Origin of the sequence: Ensifer sp. 4252 (assembly GCF_050434565.1) — a bacterium.
Classification (GTDB): Bacteria; Pseudomonadota; Alphaproteobacteria; order Rhizobiales; family Rhizobiaceae; genus Ensifer.
In genome coordinates, this window is sequence record NZ_JBNDIU010000004.1 from 374342 (window position 1) to 395696 (window position 21355).

A 21355-nucleotide genomic window follows, 5' to 3' on the forward strand; every position below is an offset into this window, starting at 1 on the left:
CATTTGTGGTGCGTCACGGGGTGCGGAACGCAGTCGAGACATCTCGACCGGCCCTGAAAAATAGGCTTGTCGCGCGCCGTCGTCTGGCGTAATTGTCGTCCGTCGCGAAAAGCGACCGCTTCCCTTGATCCGCTCAGTGGCGGAGTAAACAGGTGGACGAATTGGCGTCCAGGCGGTCAAGCACATGTCATCCGTGCGCTCTTGAGCATGGATCGGCCAGCGGCTCCCAAAAGCAAATACCTGCCACATCTTACAGCGCCGTGCGTCAAATATGGCGCTCAGTACGCTGTAAGCCTTTAAACTCGCTGCATGATTTCCCCTTGAATCGATCCGATGCGGGGAAATGTGCGTAGCCCTGATCGCGAGCGCTTGGCGCCTGACGGCGCCCGCATGCTCGCGTCCGCCGGAGCGTGCCATGACCAAATCCCTGATCGTTATTTTCACTGCCATTGTGCTCGATGCCGTCGGCATCGGCCTCATCTTCCCCATCCTGCCCTCGCTGCTCACGGAGGTTACCCACGCTGACAACGTCGCGCCTTACATCGGCACGCTGACCGCGCTTTACGCGGCCATGCAGTTTGTCTTTGCGCCGGTGCTCGGCGCGCTGAGCGATCGGCTCGGCCGTCGGCCGGTGCTGCTGATTTCCCTTGGCGGTGCCGCTATCAACTACCTGTTCCTGGCTTTTGCGCCCAGTCTCTGGATGCTGTTCATCGGCCGGGCGATCGCAGGCCTGACAAGTGCCAACGTCTCCGTGGCGATGGCCTACATCACCGACATTTCGCCCGAGGACAAACGGGCCCGCCGCTTCGGCCTGTTCAACGCCATGTTCGGTATCGGCTTCATCGTCGGCCCCGTGCTCGGCGGTGCCTTGGGCGATTATTGGCTGCGACTGCCCTTCATCGCGGCGGCCGTCTTGAACGGCTGCAACCTGCTGCTGGCATTCTTCATCCTGCCGGAGTCGCGCGCACCCAGCCGGGAGAAGCTCGATCTTTCGGCGCTGAACCCGCTTCGGCCGTTGCGCTGGGTGTTTTCTATGAAGAGCCTGCTTCCCGTCATCATCACCTTCTTCATCTTCAGCGCGACTGGCGAGGCCTACGGCACCTGCTGGGCGCTCTGGGGCAGCGATACATTCCAGTGGAACGGGCTCTGGGTCGGCCTGTCGCTCGGCACCTTCGGCGTCTGCCAGACCCTTGCCCAGGCCTTTCTCCCCGGTCCGGCGGTAAAGTTGCTCGGCGAGCGCGCAACGATCCTGACGGGTGTCGCAGGCGTATGCGTCGCGCTTGTCGTCATGGCGTTTGCGACGGAGAGCTGGATGATCTTTGCAATCATGCCGGTCTTCGCGCTCGGCGGCATCGGCGTGCCGGCGCTGCAGGCTCTGGCGACCGGCCAGGTGGATGACAGCCAGCAAGGCCAGTTCCAGGGCGTGCTGGCGTCCGCGGTCAGCCTTGCCTCGATCGTCAGCCCGCTGGCGTTTTCAAGCTTCTACTTCGTCGTCAGGGAGCAATGGCCGGGTGCGATCTGGCTATCGGTCGTGGTTGTCTATGCGATCGCCGTGCCTCTGGTTTTCGGCTTGCGGTTGGGGCCGAAGCCAGCGTCGGCGGGGTAGATGCGCTTGCGCTCGAAGCGGCTCGCACATCAGGGCAACGTCGAGCATGAATTTCGGCTGATCGCCGTCTTGATCGGCACATGCGACAGGACCGTGGGAGATCCAGCACTGACCTCGGCTGCCCTTGTTCGGCCTACTCCGGGCGCGATCCGATCAGCATGTCGATAAACGGCGCCTTCTTCGCGAGATATTCTGCGATACCTTCGCGATTGGTGGCCTCCAGGTGCAGCTTCAGATCCTGGTACTGCTGTCTCACAATCGGGTCGTTTCTTAACAGGTCGCGGAATCGGAGCATTCGCTGGATCTGCCAATGGCCAGTTATGCATATGTGTACCTTGTGCGTCCTGATGCCTTCGATATCGCGGCGATAGAAGTGGTGCCCATCTGAGAGGTTCGATCCACGAACGTATCCGAGTGCGCGCATTGAGCTATCTCGGCCCGTTTGGTTTCGATGATCCAAGACCTCCACCAGAAGATCAATTTCTGGCTTCGCTGAAAGGCCGGGAACTGCGGTGCTTCCTACATGATGAATGCCGACAAGCTCAGCCTTAAATATCTGAAGCAGGCGAGCCTTCTCGTTTTCGAACATGGCGGGCCACAGCGGGTCGTAGGGAGAGATTTTACTTGTCAACGCCATAGCGAAAGGCCTCATTCCCTGGAAAGTTGTATCCGTAAATTGTAGCAATCAGGGTGAGCGCGAAGCAATTGTGATGGCGCAGACGTCCAGCGTTTCCTCTTGCCGCAATTGCAACTGGCTCCGGCAAAGCAATTTCGTCATCCGCAGGGTAAGATTTTCATCGACCGCCGCGCGGCACGACGGCGCCTCAGCTGCCGGTGTGGGACGGGGCAATCTCGGCATAGCGGCGCTGGCGGTCGTCGATTTCCTGCAGCAGCCAGCCAAGAAAGCTCTTCGTTACCGGCTTGGTGCGGAACAGTTCTTCCTGACAGACGAACTGGTAGGTTTCGGCCGGTTCATAATAGTGGTCGTGCACCAGGCGGATCTGCCCGGATCTGAGCTCATATTCCACCATGGTGCGGTCGATCAGCGCCACGCCCTGTCCCTCCTTCACCGCTTCCAGAATGATGTGCTGGTCGTCGAAGATCAGATCCTGGCGGCTGGGCGTTAGCCTGAGGCCGGAAGAGGCGATCCAGCTCTGCCATTCCTGAAGGCCGCGATAATGCAGGCGGTTGCCCGAGAGCAGGTCGTGCTTGTCGGTCTGCCCCTCCCAGACGGCGCGGCCGCAGACCGGCACCAGGCGTTCGCGCAAGAGCCGCTGCGAAAACCGGGCGGGCGGCGGGTGCAGGCAATAGTCGATGATCACGTCGGCGGTGCCGGAAGCGGGCGTGTTGGTTTCGAGATGGGAGAGGTGGATCTGCAGGCCGGGATTTTCGGCCAGAAACCCGGAGATGCGCGGCGCGATCAGCTTCATCGAGAAGAACGGGCCGACCTTCACCCGCAGGATCTTCTGGGTGTTGCGTGGGCGGATATGCTGGACGACACCTTCGAGATCGTCGAAGGCGCGGTTGCAGGAGGCAAAGAGCAGGGCGCCCTCGGGCGTCAGCTCGACGCCGTGCTGTTTCCGGACGAAAACGCTGAGGCCGAGATTGTCTTCGAGAATCCTGATCTGGTGGCTGATGGCGCCCTGGCCGATGCACAATTCCTTTGCCGCCGCCGTCAGGCTGCCATTGCGCGCCGCCGCCTCGAAGGCGCGCAGGGATTTGAGACTCGGCAGATCGCGCATGGGCTTCTCCGGAAGTTGTCCATTCCCTCAAGCATATATGAATTTTTTGGATGGCTGGGATTATTTCTTTGACATTGCGAAGCACTGCCGCATCCCCCATTGTCGATGAATAATAAAGCGAAAACGCAATAACAATCGGTAGCAAGCTCAGGGAATAGCGAGCGAAATCCGCGTTGGGCGCTGCCCGATGCGCGGCTTTGCGGGCGATCTTCCGGGAGGCGCCGAAAGGAAAAACAAAGGGAACCAGATGCAAAAGAAGTTCATGAGTGCGGCAGCACTTTTCTTCGCCTGCGCGATATCAGGTACCAGCCTTGCGGCGGACAATCTTTCGATCGGCACCGAAGGCGACTATGCGCCCTTCAACTATGTGACCGCGAGCGGCGAGATCAAGGGTTTCGACTACGATATCGGCCAGGCGGTCTGCGCCGAGATCAAGGTGGAATGCGTGTGGAGCACCAACGAGTGGTCCGGCATCATTCCGGCCCTTCAGGCCAAGAAGTTCGACGTGATGATCGCCTCGATGGCAATCAACGAGGACCGCAAGAAGGAAGTCGACTTCACCAAGCCCTATTATTTCAACGCCATGCGCTTCATCGCCCGTAAGGACCTGGGGCTGACCGCGGTTTCGCCCGAGGCGCTGAAGGGCAAGGTGATCGGCACGCAGTCCGGCTCGGTGGCGGTCGAGGCGCTGCAGGAGTTCTTCCCCGATAGCGAAGTGAAGCTCTATCCGACGCTCAGCGAAGTGTTTCTCGACATGGCCAACGGCCGCCTCGACCTGATCATCGAAGGGCAGATGGCGCTGACGGACTGGCTGGCCAAGGATGACAGCGGCTGCTGCGATTTCGTCGGCGACAGCTTCATCCTCGATACGGCGCAGGGCAACGCCATGGCGGTGCGCAAGGGCAATGATGAACTGCTCGCCAAGCTCAATTCCGGGCTGGACGCGATCATGGCGAACGGCACCTACGAGAAGATCCGCAAGCAGTATTTCGACTTCGACATCATGGTGCGTCCGAAAAGCACGACCGAGTATTTTCGCTAGATAGCGATGCGCGGGATGCGGGCTGAAAACCGCACACACTTTTCTTCATCTCGCTCCAAGCGACAGGCCGTTGCCTGATCGCAAGGTGCGGCGCCGGGGTGTTCGCGCTTCCCCGGCGCTCGCAGTGTCCCGGCGCTCGCAGCGCCCGCACGTCGATCGATCCTATCCAGAATGCCCCAATCCATAAAATGAAAGTGCATGCGATGAGCTTCAAGGTCGCCGTTCTCGAGTTCAACCAGGAAACCAACACGTTCTCGAAGCTGAAGACCGGCTTTAAAGACTTTGAGATGTGCCACTATTTCAAGGGCGCGGCGATCGAGGACAATTGCCGCGGCACCAATTCGGAGATCGGCGGCTTCATCGACTGTTGCGACCGCTACGGCTGGGAGCCGGTCTATACCGTGGCGGCACGGGCCGAGCCCGGCGGCCGCGTCGACGAGGCGACGCGGCTGCGCTTCGTCGACGATGTGACGGCAGCGCTTGACGGCCAGAAGCTCGATGGGGTCTTCATCGTCTTTCACGGCGCCATGTGTACGGAGACTGCCGACGACGCGCAGATCCAGTTGCTTCAGACGGTGAGGGGCATCGTCGGGCCTGACCTGCCCATCGCCGCCACCTTCGACCTGCATGCGAATTCCGCGTCGGAGATGGCAGCCCTTCTCGACATTGCCGTGTCGTTCCGCACCTATCCGCATATCGACATGGCGGAATGCGCGCTGAAGGCCGGGGCGCTGCTGGAGGCGGCGATGCGCAGGGAGATCGCGCCCGCCATCGCCATCCGCCAACCGCCGATGATCAACGGCTGCAATGACGGCCGCACCACCCACGCCTGCGCCATGACCGAGCTCCTGGAGATTGCCGATGCGATTGCGGGTGAGGATGGTATCCTTGCGACCTCTGTCAATGCCGGCTTCTACGATGCCGACATCCACAACACCGGACCTTCGGCGGTGATCTGCTACGACAAAGCGCGGGTTGCCGACGCCGATGCGATTGCGCACGCGGAGCGGCTCTGCGACGAGATCTGGCAACGGCGCGAACATCAGGATCAGCAATTGCCGCTCACCGCGCTGCCGGGCGCTATTGCCGAACATTTTGCCGCCAAGCGCAAGCCCGGGCCGCTGGTGATCGCCGATTTCTCCGACAATCCTGGATGCGGCGCCTATAGCGATTCCACCTGCCTGCTCACGGGCCTGCTGCAGGCGGGCGTCACGAGTGCCGCCTTCGGGGCGATGTGCGACCCGGTAGTGGTGGCCGAACTGATCGAGGCTGGCCTCGGCGCCGAGCGAGAGGTGACGCTCGGCTGCAAGATCGATCCCGCGGTCGGCGGCGGGCCGATCCGGGTGAAGGGCACGGTGCAGGCGATCTCCGATGGCCGGATCATCTTCGAGGGGCCGATGTTCCAGGGCCTGCCGGCGTCGCTCGGCCCAAGCGTACGCTTCCATGTCGCCGGCATCGACATCCTGATTTCGAGTGAGCGACAGCAGCTGCTCGACCAGAACCTGTTTCGCGCCGTCGGCATCGAGCCCGGTCATTACGACATCGTCGTCGTCAAGTCCCAGCAGCATTTCCGCGCCGCCTTCGGGCCGATTGCGTCAGAGATCATCGAGGTCGACGCCGATGGCCTCAGCACCGCCAATATCGGGGCGCGCACCTACAGGCGCGTGCGCCGGCCGGTCTATCCGCTGGATCGGGAGGCGGGGATCGTCGCGCCGGCCGTCACCGCGGAGGTCCTGGCGTGACGGCCTGATTGCCGGCCGGCCGGCTGGCGGCGGCATGGGGCACTTTCTGCTTCGAGCCTCCTGTGTCGAGCGGGAAAGCGGCGAACCATCGTACCAGCGGCTACTCCGTGTCGGCATCCCCGCATTGCGGGCGCGCTGAACGGGCGTAATATCATCGTGCACTGGGCTTCCGATCGCGATGAAACGGCAATGCGCGCTTCTTGTCTGCTTTGGCCTTCTGGGGGGCAGCACACCCGCTCAGCTTTCTCCATTTGACGTCGATCTTGAGTTGGTTCTTGCCGTTGATGTCTCCTACTCAATGGAGATCGACGAACAGCGAGCGCAGCGTCAAGGCTATGTGAATGCATTTCTCCAGCCCGAACTCGTCAATGCAATTGAGGGTGGGCCTTTCGGCAAAATCGCCGTGACATACGTTGAGTGGGGTGGCTCTGCTGTCCAGATCGTGCCGTGGACGCTCATCGATGGCCCCGGCACTGCGGGTCAATTCGCAGATGCTCTGCGCCAGCAACCGATGAGGAAGATATCGTTCACCTCGATTTCCAATGCGCTGGCATTTTCACGAAACCTCTTCCCAATCAGCCCGTTCCAGGGAATGCGACGCGTGGTCGACATATCCGGAGATGGGCCGAACAACTCCGGTGTCCCGGTACCCGTTGCCCGTAATTCGACTGTCGCCCAAGGCATCGTGATTGATGGATTGCCCATCATGTTGACGCGCCAGGATTCCGCATCGATTCCGGACCTCGACGCCTATTACGAGAATTGTGTGATCGGTGGAGATGGGGCCTTTCTGTTGAAAGTCTCAGATCCTGGCGACTTTGCGGCGGCTATTCTCAGCAAGCTCATTATCGAGATACTTGGACCGAACGTCAGCGACCTGCAGCGGTTCGAGCCATTGTTGCAACGCGTCGACGACCGAGCGGGCTACAATTGCTTTGTCGGCGAGGAAATGCAGGAGCGCCGCATTGGGCAATAGTTCTGTGCGCAGAGATGTCTGCTTTGGGGCAGACGATGTCGCGCCGTCCGATCTGACAGGCCCCCGGCCGACGCCACCTATTTCAGGATGGGTAACCGCTTCGTACCGTCCCTGGAAATACGCTAATCCAGATGCCCGAGCTTGTCGGGATTGTGGACGATATGGATCGCCACGACCTGGCCGTCCTCGATCGCGGTCGCCTGCAGCTCGCCGCCGGCCTCGCGGGTGACGAGGCCGGCGCGGGCGAGATTGGAGCCGTGCTCGCGGAAAAGTCCCGACGGACGCTTCGCGCCACGAGCGGACATTACTTGCGTCTTGGCCCAACGACATTCCCCGTAGGTACCCATCGCACCCGTTCTTACCGCTGACGATCGCGTCCGCCGCCACCCCTAATTCAACATGACGACGGCTTCGACCTCGAAGAGCATGGGGTCGATTGCAAGCTTGGGGACGGGAATGAGAGTCTGCGCCGGCAGGGTCTCGCCGAACATTTCCTTGACGTTTTTGGTCAGCACCTCAAGCTTGGACATATCGTGATCGACCACGAAGATCGTCAGCTTGGCGACCTGATCCGGCCTTGCACCGAGTGCATCAAGCGCGGTGCGCAGATTTGCGTAGGCCTGCTTAACCTGGACGGCGAAATCGGGCGACAAGGCGCCGGTGCTGTCCTGGCCGCCCTGTCCGGAGATATAGGCCAGCCGGCCTTCGCGGGGCACAATCACCGCCGTGCTGTAGCCATTCGGCGTCGGGTCGTAGAGGTTTTGCGGGTTGACGATGGTCAGCTTGAGATTCTCATTTGCTGTCGTCGCCGTGGGAACTGCCATGGTCATGATGATTAGCCCTCCGATAAGCAGATGCTTGATTGCGTGTGACATGATTTGCTCCTGGCTCTGAGGACCGCGGGCAAAATACCCTCGCGGCCTGCAGGATTGACCTTTAACTCATCGCTCATATGATTGACTCGTACGCTGTACGAACAATTCGCATCGTACGTCGTACGAGTCAATCGGTCAGAATCGACATTCGTCGCATTGTCGGCTTAAAACGACGTTCTGATCAGCAAGGAAAACCGATGGCAGCCAAACGTAGCGGCACCCAGAGCAAGCGGCCTCAGCGGGAGCGCGCGTCACTCCAGTCCGTGCAGGAGCCGCGCAGTGAGCCGCCTCTCTCGCTGGAACGGATCGTGGCGACCGCGGTAGAACTGCTGGATGCCGAAGGGGTCGACGGATTGAAGATGCGTCGGCTGGCCGATCGCCTCGGCGCGGGCGCAATGAGCCTCTATTGGCACGTCGACAACAAGGAAAAGGTCTTTGATCTGGCGCTCGACTCGGTGCTCGAATATCGGGGGCTCTCGCAAAGAGTTGAGTCTCAAGACTGGCGCGCGGACGTCGTTCATATGCTCGAAGACTGGCGCGCGAGCATGCTGCGCCATCCCTGGTCGGCATCGCTGTTGCCGCGTCGGGCGCTCGGCCCGAACATGCTCGGTCGCCTGGAACTGCTGAGCAAGACACTGTCCGAAGCCGGTGTCGCGGACGCGGACTTGAACGTCGCGATATGGTCGCTGTGGAACTATGTGATCGGCGCGACCATCACCCGCGCGAGCTTCGACCTCTCGGACGAGGACAGGGCCGCCGGGCAGCAGCGCCTTACACGTCTCAGCGAACACTACCCGACAATCGAACGCTCCCGTCTGCTGTTGGATAACGATTGGGACGGCGTTTTCCGGAAAGGCCTCGACTTCCTGCTTGATGGCCTCGCTCCGGGGCAATGAATACTCGTCAAATCCTGGATGGGACGGCTCGGGATTGCCTCGCCATTCTGCGCTCGTGCGGCGACAGAGCTCCGTTCATGCCTGTCGCCGAGCACGCTACAATGTCCGCTTGGGCCAAAGGCGGTCGCGCCGTCCCAACTGACAAGGGCGCCGAGCCTAGAGCGCTTCATCTTTAAAACGGAAGCGATTCTGTTGGCTCAAAACGGCCGTTCCACACGAAGGATGGCGCAGAGCGATGCGGATCCATCGGGCAAGCCATCCGACACAGTGGGCGGCCGTTTTCAGCCAACCCGAAGGGCCGGATGAATTTCGGCCATTACCGGCGGCGGCCGTCTTGACCGCAGCTTGTGCTGCGCTCTTCGCCAGCCGCCTTGGTCCTGGCCGAAATTCCTTCCGGCAGAATGCTTCTGTTTAAAGATGAAGCGCTCTAATGCAGATGCCCCAGCTTGTCGGGATTGCGCACGATATAGATCGCCACGACCTTGCCGTCCTCGATCTCGAGTGCTGTCGACTGGAGTTCGCCGTCGGCTTCGCGGGTGACGAAGCCGGGCAAGCCGTTGATGAAGCCGGCGCGAACGAGTGTCGAGGTCTGCGTGCGGAAGGCGATCGCCAGTTTTTCGTGCACGCCGAGAACCGCGTCGAAGCCGAGGATCGGGTGCATGGCTGCCGGGCGCTTGCCGCCGCCGTCGGCGTGGATGCTGACATCGGAGGCGAGCATGGCGCCGAGCGCCTTCAGGTCGCCGCTGCGTGAGGCCGTGAAGAAGGCTTCGGCAAGTTCGACGCCGCGCTGCTGCTCGACGTGGAAGCGGGGCCGCGCCTCGCGGACATGGGTGCGGGCGCGGGCCGCCAACTGGCGGCAGGCGGCCGGATCACGATCGATGGTTGCGGCGACTTCCTCGAAGCCAAGGCCGAAGACGTCGTGCAGCAAAAAGGCGGCGCGCTCGAGCGGCGACAGGCGCTCCAGAGCGAGCATCAGGGGCAGGGTGACATCTTCCTCCGGCTCCTCCTCGACGACGGGATCGGGAAGCCAAGGGCCGACATAGGTCTCGCGCTGGCGTCGCGCCGACTTCAACTGATCGAGGCAGAGCCGGGTGACGGTGCGGCGCAAAAAGGCTTCGGGCTCGCGCACCGCGGAGCGGTCGGCCCCCATCCAGCGGATGAAGGCCTCCTGTACCATGTCCTCGGCGTCGGCAACCGAGCCGAGCATGCGATAGGCAACACGCATGAGTTTTGGACGCAGCGGGTCGAAACCCGCCGCTGCGTCCTCGCGGGCGTTGCCCACCATCAGGCGGCCGCCTCGGCGACTGCCTTTGCCGCTGCAGGCTCGACCCAAAGGCCGAAGCCGACGGCCAACCGGTTCCAGCCGTTGATGACGTTGATCATGAGCGTGAGCTTCACCTGTTCCTCCTCGGTGAACTGTTCGTTCAGGGCCTGACGGGCGCTTTCGTGGGTATGGCCCTCCGAAAGGCGAGTCAGCGCCTCGGTCCAGCCTAGCGCGGCGCGCTCGCGTTCGGAATAGCAGGGGGCCTCACGCCAGGCCGAAAGCAGGTAGATGCGCTGCTCGGTCTCGCCCTTGGCGCGGGCTTCCTGCGTGTGCATGTTGATGCAGTTGGCGCAGGCGTTGATCTGCGATGCACGGATCTTGACGAGTTCGATGAGATCAGGCTCGAGGCTGGCGGCGATGGTCATCGAGACGCTGGTCCAGCTCTTCATCAGTTGCGGGGCAGCGGCGAAAAGGTCGATCTTGGCAGTCATGGTTCCGTTTCCTTTCGTTGGTTCCGACAACATGACGAGACAGGATTGGCCCCTGTGACATCGGCGAAGATTTTTTCACGAGATTTTTTTGGCGGGCCCGGAGGCGGGTTGTTTCCCGCACGGCCAAGAGACGTGCAGGGTGAGCCCACGGTCTCACCCGATGGCCGGATGAAGCTGTGGCCGATCGCGATCGGTGCGGCTATTTCGCGGGCTGGCGGCGGTCCAGAATGGATTGAAACAGATCGGCCTGCCGCTCGGCGGCAAGGCGAATGCGCTTCAATTGGCCGAGCATCGAACCGAAGGCGGCAAGGGCGATGCCGATGCCGATGGCCGGAAGCGCCCCTTGCAGGGCCAGCATGACAGCCGGCGCGCCGAAGGACGGCATGGTTACGGCCACAGCTGCGCCAGCCGAGATCAGGATGACCAGAGCGCCGGCCACTTTCAGCAAAGTATCCATCACAACATCTCCACCCGTTTGGCGGGCACGATTTCGCGGCTTGCCGATGCTGTCAAGGGTGTCTTGGCCGGCGACCCTGTCACACCCCTGTAAAACACCGGCTCTAAGGCTCGGCGCCATCTTGAACCGAGGATATGCCGATGAAATCGTTTGTTTCCGTCGTTGCCGGTGCGCTTGTCGCCTCGCTGCTTTCCACCGCCGCCTTTGCCGAAAGCCTGGTGCTCTATACCAGCCAGCCGAACGAGGATGCACAGGCGACGGTCGACGCCTTCAAGGCGGCCAATCCTGGCGTTGAGGTGGAGTGGGTGCGCGAAGGCACGACGAAGCTGATGGCCAAGCTGATGGCCGAAATCGAAGCCGGCAACCCGGTTGCCGACGTGCTTCTGATCGCCGACACGGTGACGATGCAGCGCCTGAAGGAAGCGGGCCAGCTGCTCGCCTACAAGTCGCCGGAAGCAGCAAACTACGCCGCCGCACTCTATGACGCCGATGGCGCCTATTATTCCACCAAGATGATCACCACCGGCATCATCTACAACACCTCTGCCTCGACAAAGCCCGAGGGCTGGCAGGATCTGGCCAAGGCCGACGCCAAGGGCCTGGTGACGATGCCGAGCCCGCTGACTTCGGGTGCCGCCCTCATCCACGCGCAGACGCTTGCCGGTATCGACGGCCTCGGCTGGGATTATTACAAGGCGCTGGCCGAAAACGGCGCGACGGCCGCCGGCGGCAATGGCGGCGTGCTGAAGGCTGTTGCCACCGGCGAGAAGGCCTATGGCATGATCGTCGACTTCATGGCGATCCGCGAGAAGGCCAAGGGCGCGCCGGTCGAGTTCGTCTTCCCGGCGGAAGGCGTGTCGGCCGTCACCGAGCCGGTCGGCATCCTCAAGACCGCCAAAAATGCCGAAGCCGCCAAGAAGTTCGTCGACTTCCTGATCTCCGAAGAGGGGCAGAAGACCGCGGTGAAGATGGGCTATATCCCCGCACGCAACGGCGTGGCGCTGCCGGAGGGCTACCCGGCGCGCGAGACGATCAAGGTTCTGCCGATCGATGCGGCCGCGGCGGTGAAGAATTCCGACGCCGACCTCAAGACCTTCTCCGGCATCTTCGGCACGAACTGATCGCCTGAATGTCCGAACAGGGTGAAACCATGCGCAGCCGGCACGGCTGGCTGCGCTTTTCCAATGCGAGAGTGTCTCGCGCAGCAGGTCGGGTGAAACCGGGCGCTTCGCCGGCCGGCGAGCCGCGCTGGCTGGTGCCCTTTGTGCTCGCCTGCCTTTTCCTCCTCTGCGCGCTGCCGCTCATCAGCCTGGTAAAAGCCGGCTTTGCCGGGCTTGTTAGCGGCAATTCCATCGGCGTCTTGACCGAGCCCGCGACCTATGCAGCCATCCGCAACACGCTGATAACGGCGACCGGCGGCATGCTGATCTCGCTTTTGATCGGCGCGCTCTTTGCCTTTGCGGTGGCGCTCACCGATATCAGGGGCAAGCTCACCTTAAGTTTCGCCTTCATGCTGCCGATGATGATCCCGCCGCAGGTGACGGCCCTTGCCTGGGTGGAAATGACCGGTCCGGCAAGCCCGCTGTTGAAGACGCTGGGCATTGCGCCGCCGCTCGGCAGCCCGCAGCCGCTTTATTCGCTGTTTGGTATCTCGCTGCTTCTCGGGGTGCAGCACGCGCCGCTGGTCTTTCTGGCGCTGAAGGCGGGGCTGGCAGCCTCGCCGCGCGACGGGGTGGAGGCGGCAAGGCTTTCCGGCGCTTCGCCGTTTCGCCTCTTCCTCGATATTATCGCGCCGTTGGCCGCGCCCGGGCTGATCGCAGGCGCCGCAATCGCCTTCGTCTCCGGCGTCGGCAATTTCGGCATTCCGGCGATCCTCGGCATTCCCGCGGGGATCTCGGTGCTGCCGACCTTGATCTATACGCGGCTTGCAAGCTTCGGCTCGGGCACCTTTGGCGAGATCGCGCTCATCTCCAGCCTGATCGCCGCGATTGCCGCTGGCGGGTTGATCCTGCAGCAGCGGGCGCTTTCCGGGCGAGACTACCGCATCATCGGCCTTTCCGGGGCGGGTGCCGCCTTTTCGCTCGGGCGTTTCCGGGTGTTGGTCGAGCTGGGATTGGCGGCAATCCTTTTGCTTGTGCTGGTGGCACCACTTGCTGCGCTGATTGCGAGTTCTCTCGTGCCGGCCTATGGCGTGCCGCTGAACTGGCAGACCGTGTCGCTGCGCGCCTACGAAGAAATCCTCTTTCGCCAGACGATGACGCTCAGCGCCTTTACCAATTCGCTGTTCCTCGCAAGTTCGGCGGCACTCGGGCTGCTCGTCGTTGCCGTGCCTGCCGCCTATCTCATGAACCGGCGCAAGGGTGCGCTTTCCAGCACGCTCGGAATCCTGATCGAGATCCCCTATGCGCTGCCCGGCATCGTGCTGGCTGTCGCCTTCATCCTTACCTTTGCGGCACCGCTGCCGATCCTCAACGTCTCACTCTACGGCACCATCTGGATCATCCTGATCGCCTATTTCTCGTCGTTCCTCGCCGTCAGCCTGAAGCCGGTCATGAGCGCCTTTTTGCAGATGGATCCATCGCTGGAGGAGGCGGCGCGGCTGTCGGGCGCCGGCTTTTTCCGGCGCATGCGCGACGTCATCCTGCCGCTGGTGGCGCCGGCGGCGGGAGCCTCGATCATCCTCGTCTTCCTGATCGCCGCCAACGAGCTGACAGTCTCGGCGCTGCTCTGGTCGGCCGGCACGCAGACGCTCGGGGTGGCGATCTTCAACCTCGACGACAGCGGCTCTTCCGATCTGGCCTCGGCGCTGTCGATGCTCGTCGTCATCATGGTCATGGTGCTGATGGCGGCGCTGGAAACCCTTGCAAACTATCTTCCGGAAGGCGTGCTACCGTGGCGCAACTGATCCTCAATCACCTGACCAAGGATTTCGGCGGCGGCCGTCCAGCGGTATCCGACGTGTCGTTGACTGTGCGTGAAGGCGGGTTTCTGGCGCTGCTCGGCCCGTCGGGCTGCGGCAAGACGACGGTGCTGCGCATGATCGCCGGCTTCGAGCAGCCGACCGACGGGTCGATCGATTATGGCGAGCGCCGGCTGTCGGATGCCTCGCGGGCGCTGCCGCCGGAAAAGCGCAACATGGCGATGGTGTTCCAGTCCTATGCGCTCTGGCCGCATATGACGGTGGCGGAAAATGTCGGCTATCCCCTGAAGGTGCGGGGCATTTCCGGCGAGACCTGGCGCAGTCGCGTGGGCGAGGCGCTGGCGCTGGTAAAACTCACCGATTATGCCGAGCGCCGGCCCGCGGCCCTTTCCGGCGGGCAGCGGCAGCGGGTGGCGCTGGCGCGCTGCCTGGTAACATCGCCCGATGTTGTGTTGCTCGACGAGCCACTCGCCAATCTCGACCAGCATCTGCGCAAATCGATGGAGGAGACGTTTCGCATCTTCCACGAACGCTCGGGCGCGACGATGGTCTATGTGACGCATGACCAGTCGGAAGCGATGGCGCTGGCGACCGATGTCGCCGTGATGTCGGAAGGCCGGCTGGTGCAGCTGGCGCCGCCGGCGGAAATCTATGCCCGGCCGGAGGGCGCGGTCGTCGGCGGGCTGATCGGCCGCGGCTCGATCCTGCGTCTGCCCGTGGCCGAGCATACGCCGCGGGCGCTCGCCTGGCCGCAACTTCGCCAGGCAATCGGCTCTGCGGGTGATGGCCTTCGCCGCGACGTTCTGGTGCGGCCCGAGCATGTGCGCCAGGACGCCGACGGCATCGCGCTCGAGGTCAAGACTTGCGTCTACGAGGGCGAACGTTTCGCGCTGACGCTGGCGCTGCCGGACGGTCAGGCGCTGAAGGCCTACGGCGATACGGCCATTCCCGTCGGGCAGAAGGCGGCCTTCGCGATGGTGAGTGGCTGGCGGCTTTGAGGGCATAGGACAAGTGCCCACCGCGGCCAAAGGTTCTCGCTATCGGCCATGGGTCTTTAGACACACAAAACCGTCAACCGCAACGCGGCCTGTCGAGCTCCACCTTGAACTGCTTCGGGCCGACCAGCCCGGGCTTTGTCGGCAGGTCGACGATGCGGGCGATGACGGTGCACTTGCCGGCGACCACCGCGTAGCGGTCACGCCCCTGGATGATGATCTTGTCGATCGGATATTTCGGGACTGCCGCTGCGACTGCGCTGATGATCGCGGTCAGCTCGGTGGCCCGCTGGTAGTTCGGTGCAAGCGCGGCATGGGATGCGCCGGCGCAGAAAAGCGCGATGGCGGAAAGGGCGAGGGCTCTGATCTGCATGAGGTGGCTCCTGTTCGTCGCAAACAGAACACGGGCCTGGACGGTCTGCAAGGTGGCTTGTCATTGCGCCCGGTCGCTTAGGGCGCGCGCTCGTCGCGCAATCTCGAAGTAAACTATAAAGTTAAATAAAACCGGTTGCTAAAAACAACTGGTATGGCATATTGTCCGCATGGGAGAGAGCGGCGATGGTGCCGCGCAATCCGATGGGAGGAAGCGATGAAACTCTATCAGGGCATGGGGCCGAATTCGTACCGGGTGCGCATCTTCATGGCGGAGAAGGGGATCGGGCTGCCGATGGTTGATGTCGATTTTGCCAAGGCGGAGCACAGGGCGCCGGCATTCCTGGCGCTCAACTCGCTTGGCCAGATCCCGGTGCTGGAACTCGATGACGGCACCATCATCACCGAGAGCGTCGCCATCTGCCGTTATCTCGAGGAGACGCAGCGCGAGCCGCAGCTTTTCGGCAGCGACGCCGTCAGCCGGGCCAAAGTGGAGATGTGGAACAGGCGCGCCGAGCTGGTGATCTTTGGCACGATCGGCAATGTCGCGCTGCATTCCGATGCCTTCTTCAGGGAGAGGCTCACGCAGTTTCCGGCCTTCGCCGAGACCGAGCGGCAGGCAGTGCCGAAGAAATGGGCCTGGCTCGACCGGGAACTCGCCGATGGCCGGCCGTTCCTTGCCGGCGAGGAATTCTCCATTGCCGATATCACCGCCGGCGTCTGCGCCTGGCTCGGCGACATCTTCGGCATGGAGGTGCCCGGGGATCTCGCCAATGTTCAGCGCTGGCTGGAAAGGGTGCGGGCGCGGCCGAGTTTCGAGGCTTAGGCAGGAGATTGGCGCGACTATGTGGAGCTGCCTCCGCACGGACAGCGATTGCTTGTCGCGACCCATGCGATCCGCCCCTCATCCCGCTGCCGCGACCTTCTCCCCGCAGGCGGGGAGAAGGGACGTTGGAGCGCCTTCCCAGACACATTCGTCAGGAGGCTGGACGCGTGCGGAAGAACTGGAGGCGGCCGCAATCTCGGTTCTCCCTCTCCCCGCAGGCGGGGAGAGGGTTGGGGTGAGGGGCAAAACCTCACCACAATTTTGGGGTTCGCGTTTGCACCATTTGGATGCTGCGATGACCCGGTTTGCCCAATTGACATGGAGCGGGAAGAGATGCGCCGCGCCGTTTCGGGCTGTTGGAGCCAGAAGAGAGTGCTGCCAGCTCGATCTGGGTCAAATGGTGGTTGCTGCGGTAGAGCTGAAGCAAGTCTTTGATAAAATGACTTAATTAGTCCGTCGTCGCGATCTGGTCGACAGGCTGAAAATCCGCCTCGACGGCAAACGACAAATCATGTGTGGAAAGTGGCTTTAGCCTTTTCGCTTGCCTTCTCCGTGGCTTTTTTCAATTCCTAAAATAACAGCTGCCCGATTCGCCCCGATCCGTTGTTTTGGCGGCGTTCGCCCTAGGAGACAAAGCCATGAACGATTTCAAGAAGCCCACGATCACCGAAATGCGCCCCAAGATCACCGTCATCGGTGTCGGCGGCGGTGGCGGCAACGCCATCAATAACATGATCGCCGAAGGGCTTCAGGGCGTCGATTTCATCGTGGCCAACACGGACGCGCAGGCGCTGGCGATGTCGAAGGCATCGCGTCTGATCCAGCTGGGCGCGCAGGTGACCGAGGGACTGGGCGCCGGCTCGCTGCCGGAAGTCGGGCGCGCGGCGGCAGAAGAATCGATCGACGAGATCATGGATCACCTCGGCGGCACGCATATGTGTTTCGTCACCGCCGGCATGGGCGGCGGCACCGGCACGGGTGCTGCACCGGTGATCGCGGCAGCTGCCCGCAAGGCCGGCATCCTGACGGTCGGCGTCGTTACCAAGCCATTCAGCTTCGAAGGCAAGCGCCGCATGCAGATGGCAGAAGAGGGTGTCGAGCGTCTGCGTGAAGCGGCCGACACGGTCATCGTCATCCCCAACCAGAACCTCTTCCGCATCGCTGACGCCAAGACCACCTTTGCCGATGCCTTCGTGATCGCCGACCGCGTGCTCTATTCGGGCGTCGGCTGCATCACCGACCTGATCGTCAAGGAAGGCCTGATCAACCTCGACTTCGCCGACGTGAAGTCGGTGATGAAGGGCATGGGCCGGGCGATGATGGGCACCGGCGAAGCGACCGGCGAGGGCCGCGCACTGATGGCTGCGGAAGCGGCGATCGCCAACCCGCTGCTCGACGAAGTGTCGATGCGCGGCGCCAAGGGCGTGCTGATCTCGATCTCCGGCGGCATGGATATGACGCTGTTTGAAGTCGACGAGGCGGCAACCCGCATTCGCGAAGAAGTTTACGACGAGGCCGACATCGTAGTCGGCTCGATCTTCGACCGCACGCTCGACGGCACCTTCCGTGTGTCGGTGGTGGCAACCGGCCTCGACGGCCAGCGCAACGCGGCAGACCCGGCAGGGGCGGCTGCAACCGCCGGCCAGCCCGGCCAGGCGCCGACGCGCACACTGCAGTAACGGCTCGACATCGCGCTCTGCCAGGTCAAGGCCGCGCCGGCGCGTTCTGCCTTTCGTTCAAAATCCTCCCGTGCGATGACAGCCGCCGGGGGGATTTTTTGTTTGGTGGATGAGATGGGCATGACGAAAGCGGAACGAGATGGGCAGGCGGGTTTTGCCGGAGACGACGCGAAGGTCCAGCAGCGGGTGCGGGCGGTTCGTGCGGCCGAAACGATCCTCCGCGAGCGCTACGTTGATGCGCTCTTTGCCATCGCCGCCGGCTCGATCCTGCGCGGCGAGGGCACGCCATCCTCCGATATCGATCTGGTGGTGCTGCACGAGAGTCTCCCTGGCGCCTGGCGCGAAAGCTTCATGGGCGGCGGCTTTCCGCTGGAGGTATTCGTCCACGATTTCGAGACACTGAACTGGTTTGTCGATCAGGACATCGCTGGCGGCTATCCCGTGCTTCTCGACATGGTGGCAGGTGGGATTGTTGTCGGCCGGGATATCGATCGTGGCGTGGCGCTGCAGGTCGAGGCAAAAGCGATGCTTTCGCGCGGGCCGGGTGCATTGGCCGCCGAGCGGCGCGACATGTTGCGTTACCAGATCACCGATCTGCTTGATGACCTCAAGGACGAGCGGCCGAAGACGGAGATGCGGGCGATCGCTGCGGCACTTCACCAGCCGCTGTGCGACCTGGCGCTTCTCGGGCGCGGCCACTGGTCCGGCAAGGGCAAATGGCTGCCCCGGCTTCTGCAGAGCCTTGACCCCGCACTGGCGCAGCGTTTCGACGACGTCTTCCGGCTGGCCGGCGAAGGGCAGCCAGATGCGCTGGTGACGCTCGCCCAGGATGAGCTCGGGCGACAGGGCGGGCCGCTGTTTGCCGGCGATCGTCGCGATGCGCCGCAGACGGCGCGGCGGCAGGGCGGACTTTCTGGCTGACGTTCTTTTGCGCGACCTGCCTTATGTCTCGGCTGCAGCTGCCTCGGGATCGACCGGCTTCTTGGCGAGCCTCGCATTGGCTGCTGCCACATCGGCGTCACTCAATCCACCGGGACCGGAGCGCACGGTGACGGCGTTGGAGGCGAGGCTGAGGCCGGCCTCGCGCAGCGCCGGCAGCAGCCGTTTCATCGCCTCGCGCTGCAGGATGCTCGGATTGCCCGGGCGGGCGGTGAATTTCAGCCGCACCACCAGCGAGTTTTCGGTGACGTCCTGGATGCCCTGCATCTTCAATGGCACCAGGAACTCCTGCCCGAATTCCTCGTCTTCCAGCATGGCAAGGCCGACTTTCTTGATGGTCTTGCGGATTTTTTCGGGATCGTCGTCGCGCTCGAATTTCAGCTCGAACTTCACCGTGCTCCAGTCGCGGCTGTAGTTGGTGACGGCCTGCAGCTGGCCATAGGGGATGGTGTGGATCTGGCCGTTCTGGTGGCGCAGGCGCAGCGAGCGCAAGGAGATGCGCTCCACGGTGCCCTTGAGCTTGCCGGTGTCGACATACTCGCCGACGCGAAATGCGTCATCGGCGATGAAGAAGATGCCGGATACCACGTCCTTCACCAGCGTCTGCGAGCCGAAGGAGAGCGCAAGGCCAAGCACGCCGAAGCCGGCGATGAGCGGCGCGATATTGATGCCGAGCGCCGAAAGCACGACGAGGCTGGTGACGGCGAAAATGCCGCCGAAGACGAGATTGCGTATGAGCGGCAGAATGGTCGAGAGCCGGCTTGCCTGATGGATCTGCGCCTCTTCCTCCGTCTCTCCGGGCAAGGAGACGCGGGCGGTGGGTGCGAAGGCCTCAAAACTGCGCCAGAGGAAGCTGCAGATCACCCAACTGGCGACGACCGCGAGGCTGATGCGCTCGAGGATGACGATCCAGCCGACGGCAGCCGTGGTGTCGCCCTGGGTCATGATCGGCCGCCAGAGCACGACAATGATGTGCAGTCCGATCAACCACACGGCGCCGGCAAGGGCGGTCTGTAGGCTGCCGGTGATGGCCAGGTGCAGCGGCGAGGAGGCGGGCGTGCGCCGGCGATCGGCGGCTGCACCCGCCAGCGAGTGGATGCCGAAGGCGAGGATCGGCAGAGCGAGCAGGATAATCTGCGTCGTGCCGCCGGCAAAGCTCCAGGCGGCACTGTTGGGGCTGCCGGCGACGATGGCGCTCATGAGCCAGAGAACGATGGCGCTGAGCGCGTAGAACTCCGGTACGCCGAAGGCGATGGCGCGGCGCACGGGCCCGGGGTTTTCGCCGGCAAAGAGCGCGCGGATATCGCCCTGACCGCCAATGAACCAATAGAGCTTGACGAGCGTCAGCGCCGTGACACCGATCAGGAACCAGCCTTCGGTGGCGCCGGCCTCCAGCCCGCGCTGGTGGGCAAAGCGGACGCTGGTGCCGACGGAGGCGGCCATTGCGCCATAGGCGGTGAGCATGGTCGCATGGAAGCGCGGATGCGCGATATCGAGCAGTCGGATCTCGGGGCGCGTGGGGGCGAAGAGAAAGCGGGCGCCGACGGCGTAGACCGCGGAAACGATGACGATGGTCACGAGCGCGTGGGCAAGCTCTGCCGACGCCGTGCCGCGTGTCAGGAACAGATGGGTAGCCATGTGGGCGACGGCGGCGAAGATGATGAGATAGGCGATGTCGAAACCGAGCCGGACCAGCGAGACGCGCATGCGGTGAAGGAGATCTACGACTTCGAAGGAGGCGCCGAACAGCCGGTGGATGAGGAAACGGCTGGCGTAGGTGGCGGCAAGTCCTGCGGTTATGGCCAGCAGCGCTATGCTTGCAACGGAGACGACCGACCAACCCTCCGCGCGGACGCTTGCCGCAACGTCATCCATCACGCCGGCGATCCCGGATATCCCGGCAAGACCCATCTGCAAGCCATTGAGAAACTGGGACGAAAGGCTTTCGAAGGCATCCTCCGGGTCTGCAGCCGGCGCGGCTGGTGACCTCATGGTCGCCGCCGTGTTCTCCTCAGTGGCCGCCGCTGTCGCGTTGGTTCCGTTGCGAGGTGTTGCCGCTCCGCCGGATGCCGCGCCCTGATTTGCCGCGTCGCGCCATTCGACGGTGACCGGCCCGCCGGCCTTTGCGGCGGCGCGCAGCGTTTCCTCGATCTCGGCGGCGCTTTGGCCAGGCGTGAGAATGACGGTGATCGGTGGTGGCGGTGTCTGCGCCGGCGCGGGCAAGGCGGAGCCAAGGGCGAAGAGAAGCGCGAGGCTCGCCAGCAGGCGACGGCGGAAAAACGGAACATGCGCCATGAAAATCTACCCCTGGGAATGCAAACGGACATGACGACAATTCCGGACGCGAGGGCCGCTGCGTGCTTCCCCGGAATTGCCTCAAGGCGTGCGGCGCCTGTTTCTCGTAACCTTACACGATGCGCTAAAATTCCAATTGTATTTTGGTATTGGGGGGCGAACCGGTTGCAGCAGTTCCGCCCCTTCATGCGTTGGAGACGCGACGCAGAGCAGGACACCTCTTCCCACGAGCGGAGAG

Annotated in this window: 20 protein-coding genes; 11 read left to right on the forward strand and 9 right to left on the reverse strand. The window is 62.9% G+C overall.

Annotated elements, in window-relative coordinates; genetic code table 11:
* Nucleotides 1-415: 415 nt before the first annotated feature.
* Nucleotides 416-1606, forward strand: coding sequence for a TCR/Tet family MFS transporter (locus ABIE33_RS12850; protein WP_429125414.1), 1191 nt, complete (start codon nt 416-418; stop codon nt 1604-1606).
* Between the two features lie 133 nt (nt 1607-1739).
* Here the strand turns inward: ABIE33_RS12850 and ABIE33_RS12855 are convergent, their stop codons facing one another.
* Together ABIE33_RS12855 and ABIE33_RS12860 are read right to left on the reverse strand one after the other, a co-directional pair.
* The gene (locus tag ABIE33_RS12855) at nt 1740-2243 is read right to left on the reverse strand and encodes a GrpB family protein (RefSeq protein WP_429125416.1); all 504 of its coding nucleotides are present in this window, start codon (nt 2241-2243) and stop codon (nt 1740-1742) included.
* 187 nt (nt 2244-2430) lie between these two features.
* Nucleotides 2431-3348 (reverse strand): LysR family transcriptional regulator, encoded by a 918-nt coding sequence (locus tag ABIE33_RS12860; RefSeq protein ID WP_429125418.1) that lies wholly within the window; start codon nt 3346-3348, stop codon nt 2431-2433.
* A gap of 247 nt (nt 3349-3595) precedes the next feature.
* On the opposite strand from ABIE33_RS12860, the gene ABIE33_RS12865 reads away from it, so the two are divergent.
* The 3 genes from ABIE33_RS12865 to ABIE33_RS12875 all read left to right on the forward strand — a co-directional run bounded on the left by ABIE33_RS12865 (nt 3596) and on the right by ABIE33_RS12875 (nt 7108).
* Complete coding sequence (locus tag ABIE33_RS12865; RefSeq protein ID WP_429125420.1) at nt 3596-4390, forward strand: transporter substrate-binding domain-containing protein; 795 nt, start codon at nt 3596-3598, stop codon at nt 4388-4390.
* Nucleotides 4391-4593: 203 nt separating this feature from the next.
* Nucleotides 4594-6132 (forward strand): M81 family metallopeptidase, encoded by a 1539-nt coding sequence (locus tag ABIE33_RS12870; protein ID WP_429125422.1) that lies wholly within the window; start codon nt 4594-4596, stop codon nt 6130-6132.
* A gap of 178 nt (nt 6133-6310) precedes the next feature.
* Nucleotides 6311-7108 carry a DUF1194 domain-containing protein gene (locus ABIE33_RS12875; protein WP_429125424.1) on the forward strand — a complete coding sequence of 266 codons (798 nt, stop codon included), beginning with the start codon at nt 6311-6313 and terminating at the stop codon, nt 7106-7108.
* A gap of 122 nt (nt 7109-7230) precedes the next feature.
* Here ABIE33_RS12875 and ABIE33_RS12880 read toward each other — a convergent pair whose 3' ends face one another.
* Nucleotides 7231-7413: a hypothetical protein gene (locus ABIE33_RS12880; RefSeq protein ID WP_429125426.1), complete on the reverse strand. Its 183-nt coding sequence runs from the start codon at nt 7411-7413 to the stop codon at nt 7231-7233.
* Between the two features lie 84 nt (nt 7414-7497).
* Complete coding sequence (locus ABIE33_RS12885) at nt 7498-7983, reverse strand: RidA family protein (protein WP_429125428.1); 486 nt, start codon at nt 7981-7983, stop codon at nt 7498-7500.
* A 197-nt stretch (nt 7984-8180) separates the two neighbouring features.
* Here ABIE33_RS12885 and ABIE33_RS12890 point away from each other — a divergent pair, with 197 nt between their 5' ends.
* Complete coding sequence (locus ABIE33_RS12890) at nt 8181-8879, forward strand: TetR/AcrR family transcriptional regulator (protein WP_429125429.1); 699 nt, start codon at nt 8181-8183, stop codon at nt 8877-8879.
* Between the two features lie 427 nt (nt 8880-9306).
* Here the strand turns inward: ABIE33_RS12890 and ABIE33_RS12895 are convergent, their stop codons facing one another.
* From ABIE33_RS12895 to ABIE33_RS12905, 3 genes are all read right to left on the reverse strand, one after another.
* Nucleotides 9307-10164: a sigma-70 family RNA polymerase sigma factor gene (locus ABIE33_RS12895; RefSeq protein ID WP_429125431.1), complete on the reverse strand. Its 858-nt coding sequence runs from the start codon at nt 10162-10164 to the stop codon at nt 9307-9309.
* A complete protein-coding gene (locus tag ABIE33_RS12900; protein ID WP_429125433.1) occupies nt 10164-10634 on the reverse strand; it encodes a carboxymuconolactone decarboxylase family protein in 471 nt (156 codons plus the stop codon). The genes ABIE33_RS12895 and ABIE33_RS12900 overlap by 1 nt, the downstream gene beginning before the upstream one ends.
* A gap of 199 nt (nt 10635-10833) precedes the next feature.
* Complete coding sequence (locus ABIE33_RS12905) at nt 10834-11091, reverse strand: hypothetical protein (protein ID WP_429125435.1); 258 nt, start codon at nt 11089-11091, stop codon at nt 10834-10836.
* A 140-nt stretch (nt 11092-11231) separates the two neighbouring features.
* On the opposite strand from ABIE33_RS12905, the gene ABIE33_RS12910 reads away from it, so the two are divergent.
* The 3 genes from ABIE33_RS12910 to ABIE33_RS12920 are packed head-to-tail and all read left to right on the forward strand — an operon-like array spanning nt 11232 to nt 15009.
* A complete protein-coding gene (locus tag ABIE33_RS12910) occupies nt 11232-12212 on the forward strand; it encodes an ABC transporter substrate-binding protein (RefSeq protein ID WP_429125437.1) in 981 nt (326 codons plus the stop codon).
* 8 nt (nt 12213-12220) lie between these two features.
* The gene (locus ABIE33_RS12915; protein WP_429125439.1) at nt 12221-13996 is read left to right on the forward strand and encodes an ABC transporter permease; all 1776 of its coding nucleotides are present in this window, start codon (nt 12221-12223) and stop codon (nt 13994-13996) included.
* The gene (locus ABIE33_RS12920; protein ID WP_429125441.1) at nt 13984-15009 is read left to right on the forward strand and encodes an ABC transporter ATP-binding protein; all 1026 of its coding nucleotides are present in this window, start codon (nt 13984-13986) and stop codon (nt 15007-15009) included. Before ABIE33_RS12915 ends, ABIE33_RS12920 begins: the two co-directional genes overlap by 13 nt.
* 73 nt (nt 15010-15082) lie before the next feature.
* Here the strand turns inward: ABIE33_RS12920 and ABIE33_RS12925 are convergent, their stop codons facing one another.
* Nucleotides 15083-15379, reverse strand: a complete 297-nt coding sequence (locus ABIE33_RS12925; protein ID WP_429125443.1) for a hypothetical protein — start codon at nt 15377-15379, stop codon at nt 15083-15085.
* Nucleotides 15380-15595: 216 nt separating this feature from the next.
* Here ABIE33_RS12925 and ABIE33_RS12930 point away from each other — a divergent pair, with 216 nt between their 5' ends.
* The 3 genes from ABIE33_RS12930 to ABIE33_RS12940 all read left to right on the forward strand — a co-directional run bounded on the left by ABIE33_RS12930 (nt 15596) and on the right by ABIE33_RS12940 (nt 18804).
* Entirely contained in the window at nt 15596-16204 is a 609-nt protein-coding gene (locus ABIE33_RS12930) for a glutathione S-transferase family protein (RefSeq protein WP_429125445.1), read from the forward strand.
* 638 nt (nt 16205-16842) lie between these two features.
* Nucleotides 16843-17883: a cell division protein FtsZ gene (gene ftsZ / locus ABIE33_RS12935; RefSeq protein WP_429125447.1), complete on the forward strand. Its 1041-nt coding sequence runs from the start codon at nt 16843-16845 to the stop codon at nt 17881-17883.
* A gap of 120 nt (nt 17884-18003) precedes the next feature.
* Nucleotides 18004-18804, forward strand: a complete 801-nt coding sequence (locus tag ABIE33_RS12940) for a nucleotidyltransferase domain-containing protein (RefSeq protein WP_429125449.1) — start codon at nt 18004-18006, stop codon at nt 18802-18804.
* Nucleotides 18805-18825: 21 nt separating this feature from the next.
* Here the strand turns inward: ABIE33_RS12940 and ABIE33_RS12945 are convergent, their stop codons facing one another.
* Nucleotides 18826-21117 carry a mechanosensitive ion channel family protein gene (locus ABIE33_RS12945; protein ID WP_429125451.1) on the reverse strand — a complete coding sequence of 764 codons (2292 nt, stop codon included), beginning with the start codon at nt 21115-21117 and terminating at the stop codon, nt 18826-18828.
* Between the last annotated feature and the right edge of the window lie 238 nt (nt 21118-21355).

Coding starts and splice junctions, on each gene's coding strand:
- ABIE33_RS12850 (WP_429125414.1), top strand. CDS start 416: ATGACCAAATCCCTGATCGTTATTTTCACTGCCATTGTGCTCGATGCC.
- ABIE33_RS12855 (WP_429125416.1), bottom strand. CDS start 2,243: ATGGCGTTGACAAGTAAAATCTCTCCCTACGACCCGCTGTGGCCCGCC.
- ABIE33_RS12860 (WP_429125418.1), bottom strand. CDS start 3,348: ATGCGCGATCTGCCGAGTCTCAAATCCCTGCGCGCCTTCGAGGCGGCG.
- ABIE33_RS12865 (WP_429125420.1), top strand. CDS start 3,596: ATGCAAAAGAAGTTCATGAGTGCGGCAGCACTTTTCTTCGCCTGCGCG.
- ABIE33_RS12870 (WP_429125422.1), top strand. CDS start 4,594: ATGAGCTTCAAGGTCGCCGTTCTCGAGTTCAACCAGGAAACCAACACG.
- ABIE33_RS12875 (WP_429125424.1), top strand. CDS start 6,311: ATGAAACGGCAATGCGCGCTTCTTGTCTGCTTTGGCCTTCTGGGGGGC.
- ABIE33_RS12880 (WP_429125426.1), bottom strand. CDS start 7,413: ATGTCCGCTCGTGGCGCGAAGCGTCCGTCGGGACTTTTCCGCGAGCAC.
- ABIE33_RS12885 (WP_429125428.1), bottom strand. CDS start 7,983: ATGTCACACGCAATCAAGCATCTGCTTATCGGAGGGCTAATCATCATG.
- ABIE33_RS12890 (WP_429125429.1), top strand. CDS start 8,181: ATGGCAGCCAAACGTAGCGGCACCCAGAGCAAGCGGCCTCAGCGGGAG.
- ABIE33_RS12895 (WP_429125431.1), bottom strand. CDS start 10,164: ATGGTGGGCAACGCCCGCGAGGACGCAGCGGCGGGTTTCGACCCGCTG.
- ABIE33_RS12900 (WP_429125433.1), bottom strand. CDS start 10,634: ATGACTGCCAAGATCGACCTTTTCGCCGCTGCCCCGCAACTGATGAAG.
- ABIE33_RS12905 (WP_429125435.1), bottom strand. CDS start 11,091: ATGGATACTTTGCTGAAAGTGGCCGGCGCTCTGGTCATCCTGATCTCG.
- ABIE33_RS12910 (WP_429125437.1), top strand. CDS start 11,232: ATGAAATCGTTTGTTTCCGTCGTTGCCGGTGCGCTTGTCGCCTCGCTG.
- ABIE33_RS12915 (WP_429125439.1), top strand. CDS start 12,221: ATGTCCGAACAGGGTGAAACCATGCGCAGCCGGCACGGCTGGCTGCGC.
- ABIE33_RS12925 (WP_429125443.1), bottom strand. CDS start 15,379: ATGCAGATCAGAGCCCTCGCCCTTTCCGCCATCGCGCTTTTCTGCGCC.
- ABIE33_RS12930 (WP_429125445.1), top strand. CDS start 15,596: ATGAAACTCTATCAGGGCATGGGGCCGAATTCGTACCGGGTGCGCATC.
- ftsZ (WP_429125447.1), top strand. CDS start 16,843: ATGAACGATTTCAAGAAGCCCACGATCACCGAAATGCGCCCCAAGATC.
- ABIE33_RS12940 (WP_429125449.1), top strand. CDS start 18,004: ATGACGAAAGCGGAACGAGATGGGCAGGCGGGTTTTGCCGGAGACGAC.
- ABIE33_RS12945 (WP_429125451.1), bottom strand. CDS start 21,117: ATGGCGCATGTTCCGTTTTTCCGCCGTCGCCTGCTGGCGAGCCTCGCG.